Origin of the sequence: Paraburkholderia tropica (genome assembly GCF_014171495.1) — a bacterium.
Taxonomy (GTDB): Bacteria; Pseudomonadota; Gammaproteobacteria; order Burkholderiales; family Burkholderiaceae; genus Paraburkholderia; species Paraburkholderia tropica.
In genome coordinates this window covers 1,161,398-1,185,428 of sequence record NZ_CP049136.1, presented here as the reverse complement: position 1 = coordinate 1,185,428, position 24,031 = coordinate 1,161,398, and the positions used below count along the sequence as shown (strand labels likewise).

Here is a 24,031-nt window from a genome sequence, read left to right as displayed (position 1 = left end):
TAACCGGCGGTGATAACTCGCGGATATGAACTTCCATTTACTCAAATCCTTCGTCACGCTCGCGAACTCGCTGCACTTCGGCACCGCCTCGCAAACGCTCAATCTCTCGCAGCCCGCGCTCACCAAACAGATCAAGCGGCTCGAAGACGATCTCGGTGCGCCGCTGTTCCATCGCGACCGTCACGGCACGGCGCTCACCGAACTGGGCCGCTACTTTCTCGGCGAAGCGCGGCCGCTGGTCGAGCAGGCCGAACGCGTGTTCTCGCAGGGCAAGCGCGCCGCGCGCGGCGAAGTCGGCCGCCTCGCGATCGGCTACAGCTTCTCGACGGTGGACACCGTGTCGCGCGTGCTGCCGCGTTTTCGCGCGCGGTTTCCCGACGTCGACGTCACGCTGCACGATCTGTCTTCAGCGGAACAGATGGAACGGCTGCTCGAAGGCAGCCTTCAGGCGGGGTTCGTGCGTCTGCCCGTGCAGGCCGGTCTCGCGCACCGGCGCATTCTCTCCGACCGGCTCGCGCTCGTCGTGCCGCGCACGCTCGCGCACACCATCACCGGTTTCGACGTCGAGGCGCTGCGCACGCTGCCGTTCCTGATGCTGCAACGCGCGCGTGCGCCGGGCCTGCACGACCACATCGTCCGATTCTGCGCGTCGCGCCGCTTCGAGCCGCACTCCGTGCAGCACGCGAACGAGTCGCTGACGATCCTTTCGCTGGTCGGCGCGGGGCTCGGCGTGTCGATCATGCACGAGTCGGCCTTGCATTCGCCCGGCGACAAGGTCGTGTGCCTGCCGATCGAAGATGCCGACGCCCGCTGGGACGTCGGTCTTACGTGGCGCGACACGGGCGCCGATTCGATCGTCGAGAACTTCGTGGCCCTGCTGCCGGAAGCCGATGCGAAGGCGTGGATCTTACAGGAAAGCTGAGGCGGCGGACCGAGCTTCCGGGGTTGCCGGTATCGCCGCTGTCGTGCCGTCTCACGCGCCAGGCTTCCTTCTGACCGGCGGGCTGTTGTGGCCGCGCGCGCCGGACGGCAGCCCTTCGTCGCCCGATCCCAGCGGCACTTCGGCCGTCTGCTCGGGGTGCGGGCCGCCTTCGCGCGGCATCACGTCGGGATTCGGTTCGGGCTGATCGAAGCTGCCCGGCGCGCCGCGCGCGGGCTTCTCGGGATTGTCGGGTTTCGCGGGTTGCTGATCGCGCGCATTCGTCGCGCGCGTCGAATGCGCGCCCGCTTCCTCGTGGGGCGCCGACGGGGTATCCGACTGGGTATCCGGTTCCATGATGCGTTGCCCTCCTGTGGCAAAACGTAAGCTCATCGCCGCATGACACGTTCCCGTCGCCGTGCGCCGAAGCGGCGTATCGTCAGTGCTTGTTACCCCGCTCAGCACCCTCGACACCCGCCGCACCGGCACGCAACTTGCGCGACCACCTATTCGCCATCCGCCAAACCGCCATCCGAAAGAGGACCTCCCATGACCGACCAGACCGCCAGCGGCAGCGCGCCCGCGCACGCCATTCCATCGCCCCGGGACCCGCATCTGCGCGCGATGGCGAACTGCATCCGCTTTCTGTCGATGGATGCAGTCCAGAAAGCGAACAGCGGCCACCCCGGCGCGCCGATGGGTCTGGCCGATGTCGCGACCGTGCTGTTCCACGACTTCCTGCGCTTCGACGCCGCCGAGCCGCACTGGCTCGATCGCGACCGCTTCATCCTCTCGAACGGCCACGCGTCGATGCTGCTTTACAGCCTCTTTTATCTGACCGGCTACAAGGACATCACGATCGACGAATTGAAGCGTTTTCGTCAGGTCGGCAGCAAGACCGCTGGGCATCCCGAGTATTCGCACGCCGCCGGGATCGAAACCACGACCGGGCCGCTCGGCCAGGGCATCGCGAATTCGGTCGGCATGGCGCTGGCCGAGCGCATCCTGAACGCCAGTTTCGGCGACGAACTCGTCGATCACCACACCTACGTCTTTCTCGGCGACGGCTGCCTGATGGAAGGCGTGAGCCAGGAAGCGATCTCGCTCGCCGGCCATCTGAAGCTCGGACGCCTGATCGCCTTCTGGGACAACAACTCGATTTCGATCGACGGCGCGACGAGTCTCGCGGTCTCCGATAACGAAATCGAGCGCTTCCACGCCTCCGGCTGGCAGGTGCTCGAGATCGACGGCCACGACACCGACGCGATCCGCGACGCCATCACCACCGCGCGCGCGACGCAAGACCGCCCGACGCTGATCGCGTGCCGGACGATCATCGGCTTCGGCTTTCCGACCAAGGCGGGCACGCAGAAAGCGCATAGCGACGCGCCCGGCGAAGAAGAAATCGCGGGCGCGCGCAAGATTCTCGACTGGCCGTCGCCGCCGTTCGAGATCCCCGACGATCTGTTGCGCGAGTGGCGCGCAATCGGCGCGCGCGGAAGCGAGGCGCGGCTCGCGTGGAATGAACGCGTCAAGCAGGCGCCGCCCGCGTTGCGCGACGAATTCACGCGCCGCAACGAACACCGTTTGCCGCCGGACTGGAAATCGGCCATCGCCGCGGCCCGCCAGGCCTTCGTCGAAAAAGGCGACGCGATCGCCACGCGCAAGGCCAGCGGCGACGTGCTCGACAAGCTCTTCGACGCCATCCCCGAACTGCTCGGCGGTTCCGCCGACCTCACGCCGTCGAACAACACGAAAACGAAGCATCAGGTCGAGATCAAGCCCGGGCAATATGCGGGCTCGTACGTTCACTACGGCGTGCGCGAGCACGGCATGGCCGCGGCCATGAACGGCATCGCGCTGCATGGCGGCCTGATTCCCTACGGCGGCACGTTCATGTGCTTCTCGGACTATTGCCGCCCGGCGATCCGCCTGAGCGCGATGATGCGCATCCGCTCGGTCTTCGTGATGACGCACGATTCGATCGGTCTCGGCGAAGACGGCCCGACGCATCAGCCGGTCGAACACCTCGCGGCGCTGCGCGCGATCCCGCAACTGGCCGTGTACCGCCCCGCCGATCCGGTCGAAACGGCGGAATGCTGGGAGCTGATTCTGGACACTCCGCGCCGCGCCGCGCTGATCGCGCTGTCGCGCCAGCCGGTGCCGCTGCTGCGCAAGGATGCGAGCGGCGAGAACCGCTCGGCGCGCGGTGCATATGTGCTGCACGAAGCCGAAGGCGGACCGCGCAAGCTCACGTTGATCGGCACCGGGTCGGAGCTGCAACTGGCCGTGGCGGCGCGCGAGATTCTGCAAAGCGAAGGCGTGCCGACCGCCGTGGTGTCGATGCCTTGCCGTCTGCTATTCGAAGAACAGGATCGCGAATATCGACGCGCCGTGCTGGGCGAATCGCCCGCGCGAGTGGCGGTGGAAGCCGCCGTCGAGCTGGGCTGGGATCGCTATATCGGACCCGAGGGGCGCTTCGTCGGCATGCACAGCTTCGGCGAGTCCGGCAAGATTCAGGACGTGTACGCCAAGTTCGGCATTACGACCGATGCGGTCGTGAAAGCGGCGCGCGAGTCGCTCGCGTCGTCGTAACGTAAAAGGGGCAGGCGCGCACGCCTGCCCCTTCAAACATCGTGTGAAACACGAACTCAGTCGATCGTCTTCAACGCCTTCGCGAAACGCGCGACCGCGCCTTCGATGTCGTGCAGCTTGTCGAGCCCGAACAAACCGATACGGAAGGTTTTGAAATCGGCCGGTTCGTCGCATTGCAGCGGCACGCCGGCGGCGATCTGCAAACCCACGTCGGCGAACTTCTTGCCTGAGCGTATGCCGTCGTCATCGGTATAGCAAACCACCACGCCCGGCGCTTCGAAACCTTCGGCGGCCACGCTCCGGAAACCGTGCTCCGCGAGCAATGCGCGAATGCGCGCGCCGAGTTCGAGTTGCTCGGCCTGCACTTTCGCAAAGCCGTAGCTCTCGGTTTCCTTCATCACGTCGCGCAGTATCGCGAGGCTGTCCGTGGGCATCGTGGCGTGATATGCAAAAGCGCCGCCCTCGTAGGCTTCCATGATCTGCAGCCATTTGCGCAGATCGCACGCGAAACTCGTGCTGGTGGTCGAGTCGATACGTTCGCGCGCAAGCGGGCTCAACATGACCAATGCGCAGCACGGCGGCGCGCTCCAGCCCTTTTGCGGCGCGCTGATCAGGATGTCGACGCCGCTCGCCTCCATATCGACCCACACCGTTCCCGACGCGATGCAGTCGAGCACGAACATCCCGCCCTCGGCATGCACGGCGTCGGCCACCGCGCGCAGATACGCATCGGGCAACAGCATGCCGGACGCGGTTTCCACATGCGGCGCGAAAACGAGATCGGGCTTGTGTTCCTTGATGGCGGCAACCACTTCGTCGATGGGCGGCGGCGCAAACGCGGCCTGGTGGCCCGCCTCGACCGGACGCGCCTTCAACACCACCGACTCCGACGGGATGCGCCCCATGTCGAAGATCTGCGTCCAGCGATAGCTGAACCAGCCGTTGCGGATCACCAGACATTTTTTGTCCGTGGCGAACTGCCTCGCAACGGCTTCCATGCCGAACGTTCCGCTACCCGGGACGATCGCGACGGCCTTCGCGTGATAGACCTTTTTCAGGCTCGCGGAAAGATCGCGCATGACGCCCTGAAAGCGCTGCGACATGTGATTGAGCGAGCGATCGGTGTACACCACCGAGTACTCGAGAAGCCCTTCGCGGTCGACATTGGGAAGTAAACCAGGCACGCTCGCCTCCGTTAAAGGATGAACCATGAGAGCAGCATGCTCGCTTCGATCATGCCGTGACGAAGATCGATTCTAGCGAAAGCCGGCGATGCGTGGGGATGGTGCGACGCAGCAGATCCGGCGTGCGGATTTCCGCGCGCGGCAAGCGAAACCGCTTGCCTCTGCAACAGGCGCTTACAATGGCGATCGCTCGTCGCCGCCCGGCAAGCCGACTTATCCGCAGAGAACCTATGAGTACCGAAGCGTCCACCTCACGTCGTCCCACGCGCGCCCTGTTGCCCCGCTCCGCGCAACCATTGCTGACCTGCCTGACCTGCTTGACCGGCCTGATGCTGGCCGTGGCCGCGCCCGTGGCCCACGCCGCAATCTGGACCCCGGTCGGCTCGGTGCCCAATACGTGGACCGAATCGGTGGATACGTCGTCCATCGTGCGCGAAGGCGCGATTCGCCGCGCCTGGCTGCAGATCCGCTACGACCGGCCCACGGCCGTTGCGCATGGCGTTGCGCCTGCCTCGATGCTCAAGCAACGGGTGGCCTTCAATTGCACGAAACACCAGGCGTCGCTGATGACGCGCCTGAGCTACGACGCGCAAGGCCAGTTGATCGATCGCGTGGACATGATGCCCACGGTCGGCGCAGGCAAGTTCTTCGACGTCGATCCCGACACCGAGTGGGACAACGCACTCACCGCCGTGTGTGCGCATTGAGCGCACATGAAATGCATCGCCGACAAGGGCGTCATTCGCACTTGAGCAACGTCCACATGGCCGCCGTGATGCGCTGCTTCGCATCGGCGTATTCGTGCCACGGATCGGTGCGCAGCGCGTCGAGGCGCTCACGCAGGTTCGAAACGTTCCACTGATCGCCGCCCGTCACGCGCGGCAGCTCGTCCCAGGCGATCGGCGTCGAGACGCCCAAGCCGGGACGCGCGCGCGGCGCGTAAGCCTCGATCGCGGTCGCGCCGCGCCCGTTGCGCAGATAGTCCACGAAAATACGGCCCTTGCGATTCTGCGGCCCCATCTTCGCGCTGAAGCGATCGGGTAAGGTCGCGGCCATATGCCTCGCCACGGCCTGCGCGAAGTCCTTCGCTTCGTCCCAGCTGCTGTGGCGCGTGATCGGCACCACAACGTGCAGCCCCTTGCCGCCGCTCGTCTTGCACCACGCACGCAGACCGAGCGCCTCGAGCAATTCGCGCGTGAGTTGCGCCGCTTCGCGCATGCGCGCCCAGTCGAGCGACGGATCGGGATCGAGGTCGAAAATCAGACGGTCGGGCTTTTCGATATGGCTCGCGAGCGCGTTCCACGTATGCAGCTCGATCGTGTCCATTTGCGCGGCGCCGATCAGCGCCTCGAGACTGTCGAGCGTGAGCAGCGGCGCGTGTCCGGGATCGAGATCGGCATGCTGCGTCGCATGCGGAATCTGCAACTTGTTCGCGTGCTTCTGGAAAAACAGTTCGCCGTCGACGCCCTTCGGCGCACGCACCAGCGCGACCGGGCGATTGCGCAAACCCGGCAGCAAATGCGGCGCGATCCACGCAAAATACCGCACTAGGTCGATCTTGCGCGTGCCGCTGCGTTCGTCGATCACGCGCTCGGGATGCGTGATGCGCACGCCTGAAACTTCGTCTTCCACGTTGGCTTCCTTGTCGATGGCGTGTGCAGGCGACGATGCACGCGCCTTCACTTTCACAGGCTGGGACTGCGGCTCCCGCACGATCGATGCCGCCGCCTTGTCGCGACGCAGACCGACGAACGACGCCTGACGCACCACGCCCGCGCTCGTCCAGGTCTTGAAACGCACTTCGGCCACGAGTTCCGGTTTCACCCAATGCACATGCGTGCGCCGCTCGGCCGCGGGCACCTCGGCAAACGGCGTGGTCTTGCGCGTCCGCGTTTTCAACTCGCGCGCGAGTTTTTCCAGCAAGGCCGTATCGAAACCGGTGCCGACGCGACCCGCATAGTGCAACGCGCCCGCTTCGTCATACACGCCGATAATCAAGGCGCCGAAGCCCGCGCGGCTGCCCGCCGGTTCCGTGTAGCCGCCAATCACAAACTCCTGCCGACGCGCACAACGCAGCTTGAGCCACGACGCGCTGCGCGTGGACGTATAGGCGCTTTCGCGTCGCTTCGCGACGAGCCCTTCGAGATTTGCGGCGCACGCGGCTTGCAGTAAGTCGTCGGGATCGCCGTCGAATGCAGCGGAAAAACGCAGCACGTCCTGATCGCCGCGTTCGAGCAAGGCGGCAAGCTGCGCGCGGCGCGTTTCTAGCGGCACCTTGCGCAAATCGAAACCGTCGAGCCAGGGCAGATCGAACAGCCAGAAAACGATGGCGTCCTCATGCCCTTCTTCGAAGGCGTTTTGCAGCGCCTGAAAATCCGGTACGCCTTGATCGTCGAGGACGACGGCTTCGCCGTCGAGCCACGCGGAATCGATATCGAGCGCGGCAAGCGCTTCCATCTGACGCGGAAACTTCGCGCTCCAGTCGAGACCGCTACGCGTGAAAATGCGTACAGCGCGCCCGCCTTTCTCACGCCGGTCGACGCGGGCGAGCACGCGATAACCATCGAATTTCAGCTCGTAGAGCCAGTCTTCGCCTTTCGGCGATGTGTCGGCGGGCGTGGCGAGTTGAGGCGCGAACGTGTGCGGTATTGCCGCGCGAACCGCGCCGGGCAGCTTGCCAAGCGCGGTTTGATCCAACGGTTTTTCAGCGGCTTTCGAAGCCCGTTTTTTCGCGGCGCCCGAATCGGCCAACGTGTTTTTCATTTTCACCGCATCGCGCGCTTTCGTTTTTGCCGGAGTCTTTTCACGCTGGTTCGCATGGCCGTTTCTCTCGCCGCGCCCGTCCGTGACCTTGAAAGCGTCCTCGCTCACCGCATCGTCGTCGCGTTGCTTGATGAGGAGCCAGCGCTCCTGCTTGCTGTCGCCCATCGGGCTACGCACCAGCGCCCAGCCGCCGTGCAGCTTGTCGCCATTGAGCGTGAATTTCAGATGGCCATGCGCGTATCCCTCGCGCGCGGCGCGCATGCCGCCTTCGGGTTGCCAACTGCCGTGATCCCAGATCTCGACGGTGCCGGCGCCATAATGACCCGCCGGAATCGTGCCTTCGAACGCGCCATATTCGAGCGGATGATCTTCGACATGCACGGCGAGCCGCTTCACCGACGGATCGAGACTCGGGCCTTTCGGCACCGCCCACGACTTGAGTGCGCCGTCGAGTTCGAGCCGGAAATCGTAGTGCAGCCGCCGCGCGTCGTGGCGCTGAATCACGAACGACGCGCTGCCGTTGCGACGCGCACGCCCGCGTGTCGGTGCGGGCTCAGGCGTTTCATTGAAGCGTCGTTTTGCTTCGTAAGCCCGCAGATTGCCCGATAGATTGCGCTTCATCGCGACCATCCCGTTTCATTGGCGCAGCATTCGTCGCACCATCGTCACGCCGCGCGCTTCCCGCGCCGGGGCGTGCTCTTGCGCGGCGGCGAATCGTTGCTCGCCGCGCCGTTGCGTTTGCCGAGACTGCGTTTGAGCAGATCGGAAAGATCGACGATGTCGGCGCTGCGACGCTCGTGCGCGGGCGCATGCACCTGCTCCACTTCGTGCGCCTTGCCCTCACGCACCTTGCGCTCGACGAGCGCGAGAATTTCATCGCGATAGGTGTCGTGATACGACTCCGGCTGCCACTCGGTCGTCATGTCGTCGATGAGCTTGCGCGCCATCTGCATCTCGTGCGCGCTGACGCCCGCTTCCTTCGCGGATTTCGGCAGCGCGGGAATCGCTTCGTCCTCGCGCACTTCGGTCGACCAGCGCAAGGTCTGCAACGCCAGCGCCGGACCGGTGGCGACCAGCGCCGCCAGATGCTGACGGCTGTGCATCACCACGTTCGCAATGCCGATCTTGCCGCTCGCCGCCAGCGCATCGCGCAGCAGCGCATAGGTCTTGCCCGCGCGCTTGTCGGGCGCGAGCCAATACGGCGTGTCCAGATACAGAAACGAAACCTGCGCGGCTTCGACGAACGCGAGAATATCCACGGTCTGCGTCGCTTCGGGACTGGCCGCTTCGATTTCCTCATCGGAAATCACCACGTATGCGCCCTTTTCGTATTCGTAACCGCGCACGATGTCGTCGCGTGCGATGGGCTTGCCCGTGCGTTTATTGATGTTCTGATGACCGACCGGATCGAAACTGCGGCGGTCGAGCAGACTGAAACCGGTGCGTTCGCTTTGCGTGGCCGGATACAGTTCGACGGGCACGTAAACCAGTCCGAAACTGATAGCGCCTTTCCAGATTGCGCGCGGCATGATGGCCTCCTGTCGCCTCGTCGGGCATGGGGAATCTGCATTGAGCAAGCACGATGCCCGCCGTGCGCTTCAAGTCGTCCGCGCACATGTCTCGAAACGTCTCGAAACGTGCGCGCGGCACGCCGCATGCGTGCATGAGTGCTTCATTCCTCAACATAGCCGCTATCTGCGAAGGAGGTCGTCATGCCGCTCAACAAAGGCAAATCTCGCGAGGCAATCTCGAAGAACATCGAGACGGAAATGAAGGAGGGCAAACCGCAAAAGCAGGCGGTTGCTATTGCCTTGAATCAGGCGCGTAAATCGGGCGCGAAGATTCCGAAGAAAGCGAAGCATTGATCCGATCATCAGGCGCAACACGCAGCGGCGCGTTTTCACTCACGCGCCGCGAGCATCATCGCCCTGCTTTGGCGAGCGCGCGACGCAGTGCATCGAGCGTCGCCGGCTTGACGAGATGATCGTCGAAACCGGCTTCGAACGCGCGCGCGCGATCTTCCGGCTGGCCGTAACCCGTCACCGCGATCAACACGACGTGCGCAAGATCCGGCGTCGCGCGCAGACGCTGCGCCATGTGATAACCGTCCACTTTCGGCAAGCCGATGTCGAGCACGATCGCGTCCGGCGCGAACTGGCGCGCCGACGCGAGCACGGCATCGGAGTCGTACACCGCCGTGGCCGCGTGACCTTCCGCTTCGAGCAGCATGACGAGCGAGTCGGCGGCATCGGCGTTATCGTCGACGACCAGCACGCGCAGCGGGCCGCTTTGCTCCAGCGGCGCATCCGCCTCCGCTTCGAGCGTCGTCGCATCGCAATCGGCCAGCGGCACTTCGAGCGTGACCGTGGTGCCGCGCCCGACGCCGTCGCTCGTCGCGTACGCATGACCGCCATGCATCTCGATCACTTTCTTGACGAGCGAAAGCCCGAGCCCCAAGCCGCCTTGCGCGCGGTCGAGCGTGCGCTCGCTTTGCACGAACAGGTCGAAGATATGTTCGACCAGTTCCGGTGCAATGCCCTGCCCCGTATCGCGCACGCGCAGCACGCCGAAGCCCTCGCGCTCGAACGATTCGATGCGCAATTCGCCGCCTTTGCCGGTGTATTTCGCGGCATTCGTCAGCACGTTGACGAGACATTGCACGAGCCGCTGCGGATCGCCGTCCACGCGCGCCGCGCCCTCGCTCGTCACCGTGAGCCGATGCTGCCGCTCGCGGATCAGCGCATCGACGCTCTCCAGCGACTGCGCGATGATCTCCTGCAACAGCACGCCGCGCTTGTTCAACTGCACGCGGCCAAGTGTGATGCGCGACATGTCGAGCAGATCGTCGACAAGACGGCTCAGCACCGCCGCCTGGCGACGCAGGATTTCGATGCAGCGTGCCGCCTGCGGCCCGGTGAGTCCCTCGGAACCCAGCCGGTCAGCGACATGGCGTATCGGCGCAAGCGGATTGCGCAACTCGTGCGCGAGCATCGCCAGAAATTCGGTCTTCTGGCGATTCGCGGCTTGCAGCGCCTCGCGTCCGAGCGCGCTCGCGACCACGGCTTCCACGCTCGCCGCGACGAGATCGAAAAACGCGCGATAGCTCTCGTCGAGCACGCAACGCGGACTCACGCCCAGCACCGCAATGCCGCAGATATCCTGCACGCCCGCACGGCGCAACGGAATCGCCAGCGCGGAAAGCGGCGCTTCGGGCCAGCCGCCCTGCGCGTCGCCGCTCCAGTCGAGCGACGTCAGCATGAATTCGCGCGACTCGCCTTGCGCGAGCACTTCCCGCAGCGGCCACGCCTGCGCCTGCGCGTCCGCGAGCGTATGCAGGCGCGCCACGAGCGGCGCACCGAGCCGGCTGCTCGCGACGAGTTCGAGTTCGGTGCGCCCCGTCGGCGCGGCGTAGATCGCCGAAAACGGCACGTCGTAGCCGTTCGCCGCCAGCACGTCGGCCGCGCACTCGCAGGCCGCCGCGACCGCGCCTTCGTCCGTCGCGCAGGTGCTCAGGCCGCGCAAGGTCTTGAGCCGGCGTTCGCCCTGCATGCGCGGCGTGGTTTCGCTGCACAGGCAGAACACGCCGGCCACCGAGCCGTCGTCGGCGTAAAGGGGTTCGTAGGCGCAGCTCGCATAGACCTCCTCCTGCGCGAGATGGCGCGCGAAGAAGACCTGCTCGTCTTCGCTCAAGGCGGTGTTGCCGCTGTGCATCACGCCTTCGATGCGCGCGCCGAGTTGCGGCCAGGCGTCGGGCCAGCCCGCGGCGCCCGGCAGGCCGAGCACGCCGGGATGCTTGCCCGCGCCGAGGAACGGGATATAGGCGTCGTTGTAGAGCACGCGCGCGTCGTCGCCCCACCAGATGGCGGCGGGCGCGTGCGCGCCGAGGCACAGACTGAGCGCCGCGCGCAGCGGCGGCGGCCAGTCCGCGAGCGCGCCAAACGGCGTCGCGTCCCAGTCGAAGTCACGCACGCGCCCCGACATCTCGCTGTTCCCCCGGATGAAACTCGAATTCCGTGCGCCAGACACGCTTCCTCCTGCATTCGTGGATGATGTGACCCTTCGCTCGCTGACGAAGGGCGCAAGTTCCAGTCCTGAGCGGTGCGCGCGGTGAAAAGGCTTGCTCCGGCGCGGCAGCGGGTTTGCGTACGGCGCTGGGTCAGAGTTCGACGGCGAGCCGCGTGGCCTGATCGATGGCCCGCAGCGCGTCGAGTTCGGCGGCCACGTCGGCGCCGCCAATCAGCTTCGCGTGGATGCCGCGCGCCGCCAGTTCGTCGAACAGCACGCGGTTCGCGTTCTGGCCCGCGCACAGCACCACGTGATCGACGGCCAGCGTCTGCGCCACGCCATCGACGCGATAATGCAGCCCCTGATCGTCGATGGCGTCGTAGGCCGCGCCCGAGATCGTCACGAGATTCGCGCGGCGCAGGCGCGCCTTGAGAATCCAGCCCGTCGATTTGCCGAGGCCCTTGCCCGGCGCTTCGGCCTTGCGCTGCAACAGGTGCACGCTGCGGCGCGGTTTGGCGGGATTCGTTGCGCCCATCTCCTTCGTCAAACCGCCCGAACCCGCATTGGCGTTCGCAACATCCACGCCCCACGCGCGAAAGAACGCCTCGGGATCGAGCGATTCGCGCGCATCGCCGAGCAGATATTCGGCGACGTCGAAACCCATCCCGCCCGCGCCGATGATCGCCACGCGCGCGCCCACGTCCACCTTGCCGGTCAACACGTCGACGTACGACACCACCTTCGGGTGATCGACGCCCGCGATATCGGGCACGCGCGGCGTGACGCCGGTGGCCAGCACGATCTCGTCGTACCCGGCGTCCGCCAGCGCCGCCGCGCTGACCGCTTCGCCGAGCCGCACGTCCACGCCGAGCTTCGCGAGCCGCGCCGTGAAATAGCGCAGCGTTTCGTTGAACTCCGCCTTGCCGGGCACGACTTTCGCCATGTTGAGCTGGCCGCCCAGACGCGGCGCGGCCTCGTAGAGCGTGACCGCGTGGCCGCGCTCCGCCGCATTCACGGCGAACGCCATGCCCGCCGGGCCGCCGCCGACGACCGCCACGCGTTTCACCGCGCGCGCCCGGCCCTCCGGAAACTCGATCTCTCGCCCCGCACGCGGGTTCACGAGACACGTGGCCGTGCGCTCGGTAAAGATGCGGTCGAGACACGCCTGATTGCAGCCGATACAGGTGTTGATTTCATCGGCGAGACCCAGGCGCGTTTTCTTCGCGAACTCGGGATCGGCGAGCAGCGGACGCGCCATCGAAACGCAATCGGCCACGCCCGACGCAATCAGTTCCTCGGCCACCTCGGGCATGTTGATGCGATTCGACGCCATCACCGGAATGCTCACTGCGCGCTTCACGTTGCGGATCGCCTCGCGCCAGGCCGCCCGCGGCACCGAAGCCGCGATCGTCGGCACGGCCGATTCGTGCCAGCCCACGCCCGTGTTGATGAGATCCGCGCCGGCCGCTTCCACGCGCTGCGCAAAGGTGGCGACCTCCGCGCCGCTCAAGCCGCCTTCGACGAGATCGATCGACGAAATCCGGTAGATCAGCATGGGCGCCGCGCCCAGCCGCTCGCGCACCGCGCGCACGACGTCGAGCGCGAAACGGATGCGCGCGTCGAAGCTGCCGCCGTAGGCGTCGTCGCGATGATTGGTGGCGGCCGCCGCGAACTCGTTGATCAGATAGCCTTCCGAGCCCATGATTTCGACGCCGTCGTAACCCGCCTCGACGGCGAGCGCGGCCGTGTGGGCGAAATCGGCGATGGTGCGGCCGATGTCGTCGAGGCTGAGCGCGCGCGGCGTCCACGCGTTGATGCGCGCCTTGATCGCCGACGGCGCGACGCACTCGGGCACCTTCGCGTAACGGCCCGCGTGCAGGATCTGCAACACGATCTTGCCGCCCGCCGCGTGCACGGCGCGCGTGACGGCGCGATGCTCGTCGAGCTGTTCGGCGCGGTCGAACAGCGGGCCGCCCGCTTCCATCACGCCCTCGGCGTTCGGCGAAAAACCGCCGCTCAGGATCAGGCCGATTTCCCCTGCCGCGCGCGCCGCGTAGAACGCCGCGAGGCGCGCGTGCGGACGGTCGAGCGTTTCGAGCCGCGTATGCATCGCGCCCATCACCATGCGGTTGGGCAGCACGGTCTGGCCGACCGCAAGCGGGGTCAAAAGCCGGTCGAAAATCGACATGGCGGATGTCTCGATGTTGTTGTGGGGTATCGTGCGTACTCTAGGGTGACGGGCGTTTTACGTCAATATCTTGACGTATTTGCGCGGCTTTATGGAATTCAAATCGCTATAAATATCGAATACTCATGCATCAATAAGGAAATATATTGCCTATTTACGCAGTGTCGCACCTTGCCCGCGCCAGACAGCCCGCCGCCGCACGCATGGCATAATGAACGCCTCGTTTTTTCCCGTCTCGTTCGCTGATCACCGTGCGCCGGCTCCGCCTCCAGTTCGTCAGTCTATTAGGAACGCTCGCGATCCTGCTGACGACGTTCGCGCCCGTGATTTCGCATCTGCTCGCCGCCACGACCGCCGCGCCGGCCGGCATGGCGGCCATGCACTGCAACATGCCGTCGATGCGCGGCGCGACGATGGCCGCGCACGGCGACAACCAGGCCAACCCGCACGCCAGCCCCGGCGACATGCAGGACTGCGGCTACTGCAACCTGCTCGCGCATCTGCCCGTGGTGCCGGGCGTGCCGATCGCGCTGCCGCTCGCCACGCGCCTCGTGCACGCGCGCGTGGCCGCGCGCTTCGACAGCCAGCGGCGCATCGAGCCGCTCACCTTCGCGCTCGCGCGCGCCCCGCCACTCGCCTGAACGAAGCCTGACCGTTTGCGCGGCCCCGCGTTTAGCGTGCCGCCGCGCGTTCGCGCGCGCCATCCACACGGCGCGCGACCCTCTTCGTTACAGGACGCTTCATGTTCCCAACCTTGCCGTGCCGGAGCGCGTTCGACGCGCCCGCACGACGCCGCGGCGCGTATGCGCTGACGCTCGCGCTCGCTTGCCTCGCGCTCGCACCGCACCTGGCCCACGCACACGCAATCGCAGGCGATCGTGTGTTTCCCGCGACCCTGTCCGTCGACGATCCCGGCGTCGGCGACGAAGCCGACCTGCAATTCGGCCACCAGCGCGTGCCCGGCGACGCGGGCGACCAGAGCGTCAACACCTTCGACTTCGAATACGACAAGCTCATCACGCCGCGCCTCGCGTTCTCCGTCGACGGCGGCTACGTCATGCAGAACAACCCGACCGCGCACGGCTTCGACAACTTCGGCGTCGGCCTGAAATATCTGCTCTACGTGAACGACGCGCACGAATTCATGACCTCGGTGGGCGTGGACGCCGACATCGGCGGCACCGGCAGCCGCGCCATCGCCGACAACTTCTCCACCATTTCGCCGACGATCTACGCAGGCAAAGGCATGGGCGACCTGCCCGACGCGCTCGCGTGGCTGCGCCCGATCGCCATCACCGGCGAAGCGGGCCCGGCGCTCACCACGGGCGGCGGCCAGCCGAACGCCTTCAATTACGGCTTCACGTTCCAGTACAGCCTGCCGTATCTGCAGCAGCACGTACACGATCTCGGCCTGCCGCAACCGCTCTCGAACCTGATTCCGCTCGTGGAAGTGCCGCTCTCGCGCAGCCAGGGACAGACGACCGGCACCGTGAATCCCGGCTTCATCTGGATGAACCGCTACGGCCAGCTCGGCATCGAGGCACAGATTCCGATCAACCGCGCGAGCGGCTCGCACGTGGGCATCCTCGTGCAAACGCATATTTTCTTCGACGACGTGGCGCCGCACAGCATCGGCAAGCCGCTCTTTCAATAACCCGCAGCATCGAGTTTTATCGAGGACTTCATCATGACTTTCAACGCTATCCGTTCGCTTCGCGCGCTCGCCGCCACCGCCGCCCTCGCAGGCGCGCAACTCGCCTGGGCGCACGCTTATCCGACGCATCAAACGCCCGCCGCCGGCGCGAGCGTCGCCGCGGGCCAATCCACCGTCACGATCGATTTCGACGACGAACTCGAACCCGCATTCAGCTCGATCGACGTCACCGACGCCGCGGGCAAGTCGGTGATTCACGATAAGGCCGCGGTCGACGCGAGCAACAAGAAACGCATGTCGGTGGCGGTGAATCCGCTCGGCGCGGGGCAATACGCGGTCAGGTGGATCGCCGTGGCCGCCGACGGCCATCGCACCACGGGCCACTACAGCTTCACCGTGCGCTGAAATCGCGGCGCGGGGCGCGATGATTATTCGCGCCATTAATGAAAAATATAAGAACGTTGAAATTGACGTGAAGGGCCGCAAGGGCGAACACTATGGTGCCGCCCTTGCTTTCTGGAGCCCATCCGATGAATCGAAGTGAAGCTGTGCGTTTGCACGCATTGCTTGGCGAAGTGCACCGCGCCGTGATCGAATCGATACGCGAGCACTCACGGGTTAATTGAAATGGAACGTGAGACTGCGATCGTTGACGGGCAGATCGAATTTCAGCGGGACATGGCGTAGTCGCGCGGCCCCGCTGCGCACAATCATTGAATCTTCGTCTTCGAACGTTATGGCGAAAGCCATCAAGCACCAGAAGGAGCGTGGGCAAACCCGGCCATGCTCTGATAAGTAGAATTGCTGCAACGGCAACACGCGCCAGTTGTCTGAATCATCCTCAGAGTGGCACGTGCTGCGCATGTATGCCTACACCTGGAAGCGGGGCATTGAATTAGCGGAATCAATCGTCAATGTCAGCCTGTTTTGATAGACAAAAGATTTCGCAAAAATTCATTCTCCTGTTTTCGAATTTGATATCGACAACTGGACTCCATAGCGTCATACATATCAACGTGATTTTTGTTCACGTCAACAATAGCCCAATCCAGAGCCAACCGTGGAGCAAGCGCGCAGCCTTTCATGGCCACGTCTTCGGCTCTTATGTATCTATCCAGCCTCGCTTTCGTGTCTGCCTTTATTCCGGACGATGATTTGATCGACGCAATCAATTTTTGATTTTCCGATTCGAGTGATTTTGTGTGTCCACCATAGCAATCAACGTCACCCAAACCGCCGCCACCTACGTATTGCAGGCAATTGGAGTAATTTACATTCTCATCGGCCTGTACGTTTTGCATAACTACCAAAAACATCAACAGAACGAAAATAATAATTTTATTCAATTGCGACCCCCGGCCCGTGACGCGCATCGTAGTTTCCATAGCGGAACAGGCGTGCCTCAAGCGCCCGACGCCACTCGATCCCATGCGCTCGGTATGTTCGTATGAAATTGGGAACGCCTGTATATACGCCTTCATTGACCTTATCCGCTATACCATTGAATCCGTTACCGCCACCGGCATTGAACGCGATGCTAGCTAAAGCGTCGAATTCATATTGCATTAGCGGGACGTGAATTTTTCGATTGACTGCCGAGGTCGCTTCACGTTGATTTTTCTTCGAGAGTTCGCGCGCCCGCTCGACCGAAATCGTATCGCCTACATGTAGGTGATCTTCTGGCAAAACCTTATGACCGAATCCAACTGTAGGAAACCCCTTGCTGTCGATGTAGACTTTTAAGATCATCCCATCAACGACGGGCATTCCCTGATAGGTGCCATTCAGAACCCCACTCTCGCATACTGCCACGAATGCTAAACCATCGTTTGAAAGTGTCCAAGGCTTGCATAGTCTGTCTGATTGCACGGTAACGCATGAATTCGGGTCCGCGTTGGTTACTGAACTTCCAAGTGCGTCAGGCATTTATATTTCCTCTCTGTGCCCAATATAAAACCGGATCGGTTGCGCGCTATCCGTCGCGTAGCGCGCGGTGCGGCCATGCTCGTCAGTGGTGCCGTGTTCAATCTCGCCCGTTGATAACCGCAGCGTGTAGTACGTATCGCGCATCGGCTTTCCTGCGCGATCGCATAGCCTGAATCGTTCGTGGTGTGTGGCGCGCCGTTCGCCCTGTGACGCCACCAGGCTCGCGGCATACCCCATGCCCCCCCATTCGTCTTCCCAGCTGTGAGAGGCGCTTGTTTGCGATGCGCTGAATACAGGCGGCGGTGAACACTTGCAGATGCAGATATCGCCTTCCAGCGCCTGTTGCTTGCCGAGCATCGTTGCCGGATGGTGCGGTCCTACCGACTCGATGTAACCGCTCGATTCACAGCCTTCGCACCAGACCTTTGCGCCGATAAACGCAATCGGTATACCGTGGTGCGAGCAGTTTTCCGCTCCCTCAAGGACAACGCCGCCTGCCGTAGATTTGTCGCCTAGCCTTAACAGAAAACGCCTCATGTGCGTGCCTCCGTTCGATTGCAGCTACGGATACTGTGCAGATACACGACCGGCACAGTCGCGGCGGACCATCCGCCGCTAACCGGCAATCGTCGGACTGCGCAAGCGAGCAGACCATCAGACAAGCTTTAAAATGGGGGTTGATTTAGTCGATTTGCATCACGAACGGAACGCAATTTGACATCCGACAAATTCGGCTGGCATCGCGCTTTATTCGGATCCCAGAACGTCGTTCGAATAAATGAACCGGCCCGAAACAGCCGATTTTTTTGCTTCTTCGACTGCTCAAGACGCTCAGGGTGTCTTTCATCATGCGCGAGCAGTATTGAGCGCTTCCGGCTCGACGCGCCACGCCTCTGAACGCAGCGGTATGTTTGCGTTGTAAGTGCTGCTCGCACAACGCTTCGGCGAAACGCACTTCCTCACCTGCGCAGCGATTCTCTCGAAGGTCACGCCGTATCCGATGTTCCTGCTAGTGCAGGCAAAAAGCCTCTTCGCTATGGTGGCTGGCATCGCGTTCGCGATCTTCTCGCTGCTCGGGATCGTCGAACTGTGCCGCTACAAGCACACCACGCGAAACCACCACGCCCACTTAACAAAAGCGCCAGGCGCCACCACCGCTCGCTTCCCCGCCTCGCCAGGCGCGCGCCAATCGCGTAAACTCCGGGCCATCCGAACCCGCTTTTCGGCATCCGGCCGAACCCGCCATGCACGAGCTCACGCGCCGCCGTTTCCTGATCGCCAGTGCCCTGGCGGCCTGCGGCGCGGCGTCGCCCTTCGCGCGCGGCGCGGGTCGCGACATCACCGTCGCGCTCGTCCTCAAAGCCGGCAACGATCCGTTCACCGCCGCCATGATCGCGGCGGCCACGGCCTTCCAGGCGCATTCGCCCTATCCGTTCAAGCTGATCGTGCGCAGCACCGAAGGCGAGACCGACGTCTCGCAGCAGGCTGCCTACGTCGAATCGCTCGCCGCGAAATCGGTCAGCGCCATCGTGCTCGCGCCCGCCGATTCGCGCCGCCTCGTGCCCGCCGTCGCAACGTGCGTACGCCAGGGCGTGCTGGCCGTGACGATCGACAATCCGCTCGACGCGGACGCACTGCGCGAAGCCCGGCTCCACGTACCCTTCGTCGGCCCCGACAACCGACGCGGCGCGCGGCTCGTCGGCGACTATCTCGCGCGGCGGCTGCATGCGGGCGAGCGCGCCGCCATCATCGGCGGCGTGGCGTCCGATCGCAACGCGCAGCAGCGCGAGGTGGGTTTTCGCGAGGCGATGCGGGCCGCTTCGGTGAGGATTGTCGCCGCTCAGCCCGGCGACTGGGACTACGCCAAGGGCCGCGCCGCGGCCACCGCGATGCTCGCCACGCAGCCCGGCCTGCGCGCGCTGCTGTGCGCGAACGACAACATGGCGCGCGGCGCGGTGGACGCCGTCAACATGGCGCATCTGCGCGGCCGCGTGCTGATCACCGGCTACAACGCCAGCGCCGCCATCAAGCCGATGCTCGCCGACGGCCGCGTGCTCGCCACCATCGACCAGTTCGCGGACAAACAGGCCGTCTACGGCATCGACGTCGTCTTGCAGGCGCTGATCGAGCAGCGTCGCCAGGACGACCTGCCCGACCGGGTCGAGACGCCGCTCGTGCTGGTCACGAAGGACAGCGCGTCATGAGGCGCCTGCCGCCGCTCAACGCGCTGCAGATCTTCGAAACGGTCGCCCGTTACGGCAGTTTCACGCGCGCCGCCGAACATCTGTGTCTCACGCAGGGCGCCGTCAGCCGCCAGATTCTCGCGCTCGAGGAGTATTACCGGCTGCCGCTGTTTCGCCGCTCGCCGAAGGGCCTCACGCTCACCGCCGAGGGCGAGCAGTTGCTGCCCGCCGTGCGCGAGGGTTTCGGGCGCATCGAGGAGGCGTCGATGCGGCTCACGCGGCAGCGCGGCGAACTCGCGCTCAAGATGCCGACCTGCGTGATGCGCTGGATGCTGCCGCGCATCACGCGCTTCCAGACTGAGCACCCTGAACTCCAGGTGCAGATCACCACGACCTGGCAGCACGAAGTCGACTTCCAGGCCGAGCCCTTCGACGCGGCCATCATCTACGGTCCGTCGCCGGGCGCGGACGTGCACGCGGTGCCGCTGTTCGACGAATACCTCACGCCCGTGTGCACGCCGGAATTCCTGCGCAGCCATCCGATCGCGCACGCCGACGACCTCGCGCACCTCACGCTGCTGCATCCCACACGCGATCACGCCGACTGGAAGCTGTGGCTCGCCCGCGCGGGCGCGGCGCACGTCGACGCCCATCGCGGCCCCACCTTCGAATCGCTCGATCTCGCCACCAGCGCGGCGATGCAGGGCTTCGGCGTGGCCATCGGCGACCGCACGCTGGTGAGCGAGGACGTGGCCGCGCAGCGGCTCGCGCAGCCGATCGACTTCGCGGTGGCGACAGGTTCGCGCTACTACTTCGTCTATCCCGACTTCGCCGCGCAGCAGCCGAAGATCCAGCTATTCAGCGCGTGGATGGAACGCGACCGCGCGCACGGCGCGGCGCCGTCTGCCTGAAGCCGAACCAGACCGCCAGCGTCCGTGCGAACCCGGCGCAGGCGGCCCATGAGCCGAACGCATGGCGCACATGAGAAAAATTCGATTGCCCCCGCGCGGGCTTTTAGGCCAAATAGCCGTTTTTCTCCCATTTCCGGACGATGCACAGCGCCGCCTCCTCCCGCTCGAAGCTGCCCGACGTGGGCACCACGATCTTCACCGTCATCGGCCAGCTTGCCGCCGAACACGACGCCCTGAATCTCTCGCAAGGCGCGCCAAACTTCGCGCCCAATCCGCAGTTGATCGACGACGTGACCGCCGCCATGCGCGCGGGCTACAACCAGTACGCGCCGATGGCGGGCGTGCTCGCGCTGCGCGAAGCGCTCGCGGCCAAGTACGCGGCGCTCTACGACGCGCACTACGATCCCGCGAGCGAAGTGACGGTCGTGGCGAGCGCGAGCGAGGGGCTCTATTCGGCGATCAGCGCGCTCGTGCACGCGGGCGACGAGGTGATCTACTTCGAGCCGTCGTTCGACAGCTACGCACCTATCGTGCGCCTGCAAGGCGCGACGCCCGTCGCCATCCAACTCGCGCAGCCGCATTTCCGCGTGAACTGGGACGAAGTCGCCGCCGCGATCACGCCGCGCACACGCATGATCATCGTGAACACGCCGCACAATCCCACGGCGACGGTGCTCGGCGCGAAGGACATCGCGCGCCTCAAGGCCCTTACGCGCAACACCGACATCGTGATTCTCTCCGACGAAGTCTACGAGCACGTGGTGTTCGACGGCGCGCGCCATTGCAGCATGGCGCGCTACACGGAGCTGGCCGAACGCAGCGTGATCGTCTCGTCGTTCGGCAAGTCGTATCACGTCACGGGCTGGCGCGTGGGCTATTGCCTCGCACCGGCCGCGCTGATGGACGAGATCCGCAAGGTGCATCAGTTCATGACCTTCGCCGCCGACACGCCCATGCAGCACGCGTTCAGCGCGGCGCTCGCCGATGCGTCCTCGTATCTCGACCTCGGCGCGTTCTATCAGCGCAAACGCGATCTGCTCGCGCACGCGCTCGCCGGTTCACGCTTCGAATTGTTGCCGAGCGAAGGCAGCTTCTTCATGCTCGCGCGCTTTCGCGCCTTCTCCGACGAGCGCGACAGCGACTTCGTGCTGCGCCTGATTCGCGACGCCCGCGTGGCGACTATTCCGCTGTCCGCGTTCTACACCGACGGCACCGATCACGGCGTCATTCGCCTGAGTTTTGCGAAGGATGACGAAACATTGCTCGAAGGCGCGCGCCGCCTTTGCACGATTTGAATCACTCAAGACCCGGCCAGGAGATCACGATGAAGCCCCTCACCACGCTGCTCGCGCTCGCGTGCGCATTCGCCGCGCTGCCCGCGCTGCCCGCATTCGCCGACTCCGGTTCGCTGCGCTTCGGCGTGGAGGCGCAGTATCCGCCGTTCGAATCGAAGGACGCCAACGGACGCCTGCAAGGCTTCGACATCGACATTGGCAATGCCGTCTGCGCGCGTGCGCAGCTGCATTGCGCGTGGGTCGAAACTTCATTCGACGGGCTGATTCCCGCACTCCAGGGCCGCAAGTTCGACGCGATCAATTCGGCGATGAACGCCACCGCGCAACGCCGTGAAGCGATCGACTTCACGACCGTGATCTATCGCGTGCCGAGCCGCCTGATCGCGCGCACGGACAGCGGCCTCGTGGCCACGGCGGCGTCGCTCAAAGGCAAGCGCGTGGGCGTGCTGCAGGCGTCGATTCAGGAAACCTATGCGAAGACGCATTGGGAACCGGCGGGCGTGAACGTGGTGCCGTACCAGGACCAGAACCAGATCTACGCCGATCTCGTGTCCGGCCGGCTCGACGGCACGCTGCTGCTCGCGCCCGCCGGTCAGAAAGGCTTTCTCTCGCAGCCCGACGGCAAGGGCTTCGCGTTCGTGGGCGAACCCGTGCGCGACGACAGGATCCTCGGCAACGGCGTGGCGTTCGGTATCCGCAAGGGCGACGCGGCGCTGCGCGAGCGTCTGAACACGGCGATCGCGAAGCTCGAAGCGGACGGCACGGTCAACACGCTCGCCCGCAAATATTTCGGCGATATCGACGTCTCGCCGAAGTAAGCGCGATCGATCGCGCTGCGGCCGCCGTCGCGGCAAGCGCATGCGGCAAGCCGGCACGGCGGGGTCACACCATCGTCGCCGGCTCGTCGTCTTGCAACGTAACGCCGGGGCGCCAGCCTGCCCCGGCGCTTGCCTGACAAAACGCGCCGCGCGAGGCGGCGCACCGCCCTAGCCCGATCGATTCGGACAAACCCTCGCCGCTGACAGCCAGTACGGCGTGGCGCGGCGCTGCGGCGCCGCACGCGCGGTTACGATGACGTTACAGGCGCGACAGCCTCGGACCGCTGATCGCGGAACGCAGGCGCGTGGCGCGGCGGACGTCCCTGCCAACTCAATCGTGAGCGGTCATTGTCCATGCGCATTCTCTTCGTCGTCGGCAACCTGGGCGACTACCACGTGCCTCGCTACGAAGCCCTCGTCGACGCCGCGACCCGCAGCGGGCACGACGTGTCGCTGCTCGAAGTCTTCGCGCGCTCGGGCGTCTACGGCTTCCCGCAGGAGCGCCGCGCGGCGTTCTTCGCGAACCGGCCACCGCACGCCATCACGCTCGTCGAAGACGGCTCGGACAGCGACGGGCTCGGCCTGCGCGACTGCTCGCGCCTCGTCGCGCGGTTGCGCGCGTTCGCGCCCGACGTGGTCATCACGCTCGGCTACAACACGCAGTATTCGGCGCTGCTGTGCGCGCTGCGCCATCTCACGCGGCGCTTCAAGCTCATCTACATGTCCGATTCGAAAGCCGACGACGGCGTGCGCAGCGCCGCCAAGGAACGCCTCAAGCGGATGATCGTGAGCCGCTTCGACGGCGCGCTCGTCGCGGGCGAACGGCACCGCCGCTACGCGCTCTCGCTCGGCATCCCGATGACGCGTTCGCGCATCGGCTTCGACGTCGTCGACATCGACTATTTCGCGCGCCTCGCACAACGCGCGCGCGACAACGCCCGCAGCGTGCGCGAACGCTACCGCCTGCCGCCGCGTTTCCTGCTGTGCGTGAGCCGCTTCGTGGCGCGCAAGAACGTCGACGTGCTGATCGACGCCTATGCGCAAACGGGGCTGCGCGAGCGCGGCATCGGCCTCGTGCTCGTGGGTCAGGGGCCGCTCGATGCGGCACTGCGCGCGCGCATCGCCGCGCACGGACTCGACGCCGACGTGTCGATCCTCAGTTCGCTGCCGAATCACGAAATGCCGAACCTCTACGCGCTCGCGGACTTCATCGTGCTCGCGAGCGAATTCGACCAGTGGGGATTGTGCGTGAACGAAGCATTCGCGGCGGGCTGCCCGGCCATCGTCACCCGCACCTGCGGGGTAGCGGGCGAGATCGTGCACGACGGCGTGAACGGTTTCGTCGTCGAGCCGCGCGACGTGCGCACGCTCGCGCAGCGGATCGGCCAGCTCGGCAGCGACGGCACGTTGCGCGAGCGCTTCGCCAATGGCGCGCGCGATGCGATCCGGCGCTGGTCGCCCTTGCTGTTCGCTTCCAGCGCGCTCGAACTCGCGCAGGCCACCACGCGTCGCGCCACGCCGCACGCGCAGCACGAACTGGTTTGATTCAATCGTCTGCATTCACGGCGCGCCCGGATCGAACGCGCCGCA

21 protein-coding genes are annotated in these 24,031 nt (G+C 65.1%); 12 read left to right on the top strand and 9 right to left on the bottom strand.

Annotation, left to right across the window (positions count from 1 at the left end):
- The first annotated feature begins 25 nt into the window (after positions 1–25).
- Positions 26–922, top strand: coding sequence for a LysR family transcriptional regulator (locus G5S35_RS28815; protein WP_074986215.1), 897 nt, complete (start codon positions 26–28; stop codon positions 920–922).
- Between the two features lie 51 nt (positions 923–973).
- Here G5S35_RS28815 and G5S35_RS28810 read toward each other — a convergent pair whose 3' ends face one another.
- Positions 974–1,276: a hypothetical protein gene (locus G5S35_RS28810; protein ID WP_065060566.1), complete on the bottom strand. Its 303-nt coding sequence runs from the start codon at positions 1,274–1,276 to the stop codon at positions 974–976.
- Positions 1,277–1,468: 192 nt separating this feature from the next.
- On the opposite strand from G5S35_RS28810, the gene tkt reads away from it, so the two are divergent.
- On the top strand, positions 1,469–3,514 hold the full coding sequence (gene tkt, locus G5S35_RS28805; protein ID WP_183039605.1) for a transketolase: 2,046 nt from the start codon (positions 1,469–1,471) through the stop codon (positions 3,512–3,514).
- A gap of 56 nt (positions 3,515–3,570) precedes the next feature.
- Here tkt and G5S35_RS28800 read toward each other — a convergent pair whose 3' ends face one another.
- Positions 3,571–4,698: a pyridoxal-phosphate-dependent aminotransferase family protein gene (locus G5S35_RS28800; RefSeq protein WP_237181557.1), complete on the bottom strand. Its 1,128-nt coding sequence runs from the start codon at positions 4,696–4,698 to the stop codon at positions 3,571–3,573.
- 230 nt (positions 4,699–4,928) lie between these two features.
- On the opposite strand from G5S35_RS28800, the gene G5S35_RS28795 reads away from it, so the two are divergent.
- Complete coding sequence (locus G5S35_RS28795) at positions 4,929–5,405, top strand: surface-adhesin E family protein (RefSeq protein ID WP_183039603.1); 477 nt, start codon at positions 4,929–4,931, stop codon at positions 5,403–5,405.
- Positions 5,406–5,436: 31 nt separating this feature from the next.
- On the opposite strand, the gene ligD is transcribed toward G5S35_RS28795, so the two are convergent.
- Entirely contained in the window at positions 5,437–8,082 is a 2,646-nt protein-coding gene (gene ligD, locus G5S35_RS28790; RefSeq protein WP_183039602.1) for a DNA ligase D, read from the bottom strand.
- 44 nt (positions 8,083–8,126) lie between these two features.
- Positions 8,127–8,990 (bottom strand): non-homologous end joining protein Ku, encoded by an 864-nt coding sequence (gene ku / locus G5S35_RS28785; RefSeq protein WP_065060563.1) that lies wholly within the window; start codon positions 8,988–8,990, stop codon positions 8,127–8,129.
- A 183-nt stretch (positions 8,991–9,173) separates the two neighbouring features.
- On the opposite strand from ku, the gene G5S35_RS28780 reads away from it, so the two are divergent.
- Positions 9,174–9,326, top strand: coding sequence for a DUF6496 domain-containing protein (locus G5S35_RS28780; RefSeq protein WP_183039601.1), 153 nt, complete (start codon positions 9,174–9,176; stop codon positions 9,324–9,326).
- A 55-nt stretch (positions 9,327–9,381) separates the two neighbouring features.
- On the opposite strand, the gene G5S35_RS28775 is transcribed toward G5S35_RS28780, so the two are convergent.
- Together G5S35_RS28775 and G5S35_RS28770 are read right to left on the bottom strand one after the other, a co-directional pair.
- Entirely contained in the window at positions 9,382–11,487 is a 2,106-nt protein-coding gene (locus G5S35_RS28775; RefSeq protein ID WP_183039600.1) for a hybrid sensor histidine kinase/response regulator, read from the bottom strand.
- 130 nt (positions 11,488–11,617) lie between these two features.
- Positions 11,618–13,654 carry an NADPH-dependent 2,4-dienoyl-CoA reductase gene (locus G5S35_RS28770; RefSeq protein WP_183039599.1) on the bottom strand — a complete coding sequence of 679 codons (2,037 nt, stop codon included), beginning with the start codon at positions 13,652–13,654 and terminating at the stop codon, positions 11,618–11,620.
- A gap of 251 nt (positions 13,655–13,905) precedes the next feature.
- Between G5S35_RS28770 and G5S35_RS28765 the strand changes: the two genes are divergently transcribed.
- From G5S35_RS28765 to G5S35_RS28755, 3 genes are all read left to right on the top strand, one after another.
- Positions 13,906–14,295: a DUF2946 domain-containing protein gene (locus G5S35_RS28765; RefSeq protein WP_176081578.1), complete on the top strand. Its 390-nt coding sequence runs from the start codon at positions 13,906–13,908 to the stop codon at positions 14,293–14,295.
- A gap of 101 nt (positions 14,296–14,396) precedes the next feature.
- Entirely contained in the window at positions 14,397–15,308 is a 912-nt protein-coding gene (locus G5S35_RS28760) for a hypothetical protein (protein WP_231957575.1), read from the top strand.
- A 33-nt stretch (positions 15,309–15,341) separates the two neighbouring features.
- A complete protein-coding gene (locus G5S35_RS28755) occupies positions 15,342–15,713 on the top strand; it encodes a copper resistance protein CopC (protein ID WP_183039598.1) in 372 nt (123 codons plus the stop codon).
- Between the two features lie 512 nt (positions 15,714–16,225).
- On the opposite strand, the gene G5S35_RS28750 is transcribed toward G5S35_RS28755, so the two are convergent.
- The 3 genes from G5S35_RS28750 to G5S35_RS28740 are packed head-to-tail and all read right to left on the bottom strand — an operon-like array spanning position 16,226 to position 17,771.
- Positions 16,226–16,681, bottom strand: coding sequence for a hypothetical protein (locus G5S35_RS28750; RefSeq protein WP_146230054.1), 456 nt, complete (start codon positions 16,679–16,681; stop codon positions 16,226–16,228).
- Positions 16,647–17,234 (bottom strand): glycoside hydrolase family protein, encoded by a 588-nt coding sequence (locus G5S35_RS28745; RefSeq protein WP_110328652.1) that lies wholly within the window; start codon positions 17,232–17,234, stop codon positions 16,647–16,649. The genes G5S35_RS28750 and G5S35_RS28745 overlap by 35 nt, the downstream gene beginning before the upstream one ends.
- On the bottom strand, positions 17,235–17,771 hold the full coding sequence (locus G5S35_RS28740) for a PAAR domain-containing protein (protein WP_183039597.1): 537 nt from the start codon (positions 17,769–17,771) through the stop codon (positions 17,235–17,237). It abuts the gene before it with no gap.
- Between the two features lie 707 nt (positions 17,772–18,478).
- On the opposite strand from G5S35_RS28740, the gene G5S35_RS28735 reads away from it, so the two are divergent.
- The 5 genes from G5S35_RS28735 (at position 18,479) to G5S35_RS28715 (ending at position 23,986) form a co-directional block, all read left to right on the top strand.
- Positions 18,479–19,438 (top strand): substrate-binding domain-containing protein, encoded by a 960-nt coding sequence (locus tag G5S35_RS28735; RefSeq protein WP_183039596.1) that lies wholly within the window; start codon positions 18,479–18,481, stop codon positions 19,436–19,438.
- On the top strand, positions 19,435–20,328 hold the full coding sequence (locus tag G5S35_RS28730) for a LysR substrate-binding domain-containing protein (protein WP_065060555.1): 894 nt from the start codon (positions 19,435–19,437) through the stop codon (positions 20,326–20,328). Before G5S35_RS28735 ends, G5S35_RS28730 begins: the two co-directional genes overlap by 4 nt.
- Before the next feature lie 140 nt (positions 20,329–20,468).
- Positions 20,469–21,623: a methionine aminotransferase gene (locus tag G5S35_RS28725; protein WP_183039595.1), complete on the top strand. Its 1,155-nt coding sequence runs from the start codon at positions 20,469–20,471 to the stop codon at positions 21,621–21,623.
- Positions 21,624–21,652: 29 nt separating this feature from the next.
- On the top strand, positions 21,653–22,441 hold the full coding sequence (locus G5S35_RS28720) for an ABC transporter substrate-binding protein (RefSeq protein ID WP_074986198.1): 789 nt from the start codon (positions 21,653–21,655) through the stop codon (positions 22,439–22,441).
- A 354-nt stretch (positions 22,442–22,795) separates the two neighbouring features.
- The gene (locus G5S35_RS28715; RefSeq protein ID WP_065060552.1) at positions 22,796–23,986 is read left to right on the top strand and encodes a glycosyltransferase family 4 protein; all 1,191 of its coding nucleotides are present in this window, start codon (positions 22,796–22,798) and stop codon (positions 23,984–23,986) included.
- The last annotated feature ends 45 nt before the right edge of the window (positions 23,987–24,031 follow it).

What these genes read in the sequence shown, in the direction of transcription:
- G5S35_RS28815 (WP_074986215.1), top strand. Translation starts at nt 26, where the DNA reads ATGAACTTCCATTTACTCAAATCCTTCGTCACGCTCGCGAACTCGCTG.
- G5S35_RS28810 (WP_065060566.1), bottom strand. Translation starts at nt 1,276, where the DNA reads ATGGAACCGGATACCCAGTCGGATACCCCGTCGGCGCCCCACGAGGAA.
- tkt (WP_183039605.1), top strand. Translation starts at nt 1,469, where the DNA reads ATGACCGACCAGACCGCCAGCGGCAGCGCGCCCGCGCACGCCATTCCA.
- G5S35_RS28795 (WP_183039603.1), top strand. Translation starts at nt 4,929, where the DNA reads ATGAGTACCGAAGCGTCCACCTCACGTCGTCCCACGCGCGCCCTGTTG.
- ligD (WP_183039602.1), bottom strand. Translation starts at nt 8,082, where the DNA reads ATGAAGCGCAATCTATCGGGCAATCTGCGGGCTTACGAAGCAAAACGA.
- ku (WP_065060563.1), bottom strand. Translation starts at nt 8,990, where the DNA reads ATGCCGCGCGCAATCTGGAAAGGCGCTATCAGTTTCGGACTGGTTTAC.
- G5S35_RS28780 (WP_183039601.1), top strand. Translation starts at nt 9,174, where the DNA reads ATGCCGCTCAACAAAGGCAAATCTCGCGAGGCAATCTCGAAGAACATC.
- G5S35_RS28770 (WP_183039599.1), bottom strand. Translation starts at nt 13,654, where the DNA reads ATGTCGATTTTCGACCGGCTTTTGACCCCGCTTGCGGTCGGCCAGACC.
- G5S35_RS28760 (WP_231957575.1), top strand. Translation starts at nt 14,397, where the DNA reads ATGTTCCCAACCTTGCCGTGCCGGAGCGCGTTCGACGCGCCCGCACGA.
- G5S35_RS28755 (WP_183039598.1), top strand. Translation starts at nt 15,342, where the DNA reads ATGACTTTCAACGCTATCCGTTCGCTTCGCGCGCTCGCCGCCACCGCC.
- G5S35_RS28750 (WP_146230054.1), bottom strand. Translation starts at nt 16,681, where the DNA reads ATGCGCGTCACGGGCCGGGGGTCGCAATTGAATAAAATTATTATTTTC.
- G5S35_RS28745 (WP_110328652.1), bottom strand. Translation starts at nt 17,234, where the DNA reads ATGCCTGACGCACTTGGAAGTTCAGTAACCAACGCGGACCCGAATTCA.
- G5S35_RS28740 (WP_183039597.1), bottom strand. Translation starts at nt 17,771, where the DNA reads ATGAGGCGTTTTCTGTTAAGGCTAGGCGACAAATCTACGGCAGGCGGC.
- G5S35_RS28735 (WP_183039596.1), top strand. Translation starts at nt 18,479, where the DNA reads ATGCACGAGCTCACGCGCCGCCGTTTCCTGATCGCCAGTGCCCTGGCG.
- G5S35_RS28730 (WP_065060555.1), top strand. Translation starts at nt 19,435, where the DNA reads ATGAGGCGCCTGCCGCCGCTCAACGCGCTGCAGATCTTCGAAACGGTC.
- G5S35_RS28725 (WP_183039595.1), top strand. Translation starts at nt 20,469, where the DNA reads ATGCACAGCGCCGCCTCCTCCCGCTCGAAGCTGCCCGACGTGGGCACC.
- G5S35_RS28720 (WP_074986198.1), top strand. Translation starts at nt 21,653, where the DNA reads ATGAAGCCCCTCACCACGCTGCTCGCGCTCGCGTGCGCATTCGCCGCG.
- G5S35_RS28715 (WP_065060552.1), top strand. Translation starts at nt 22,796, where the DNA reads ATGCGCATTCTCTTCGTCGTCGGCAACCTGGGCGACTACCACGTGCCT.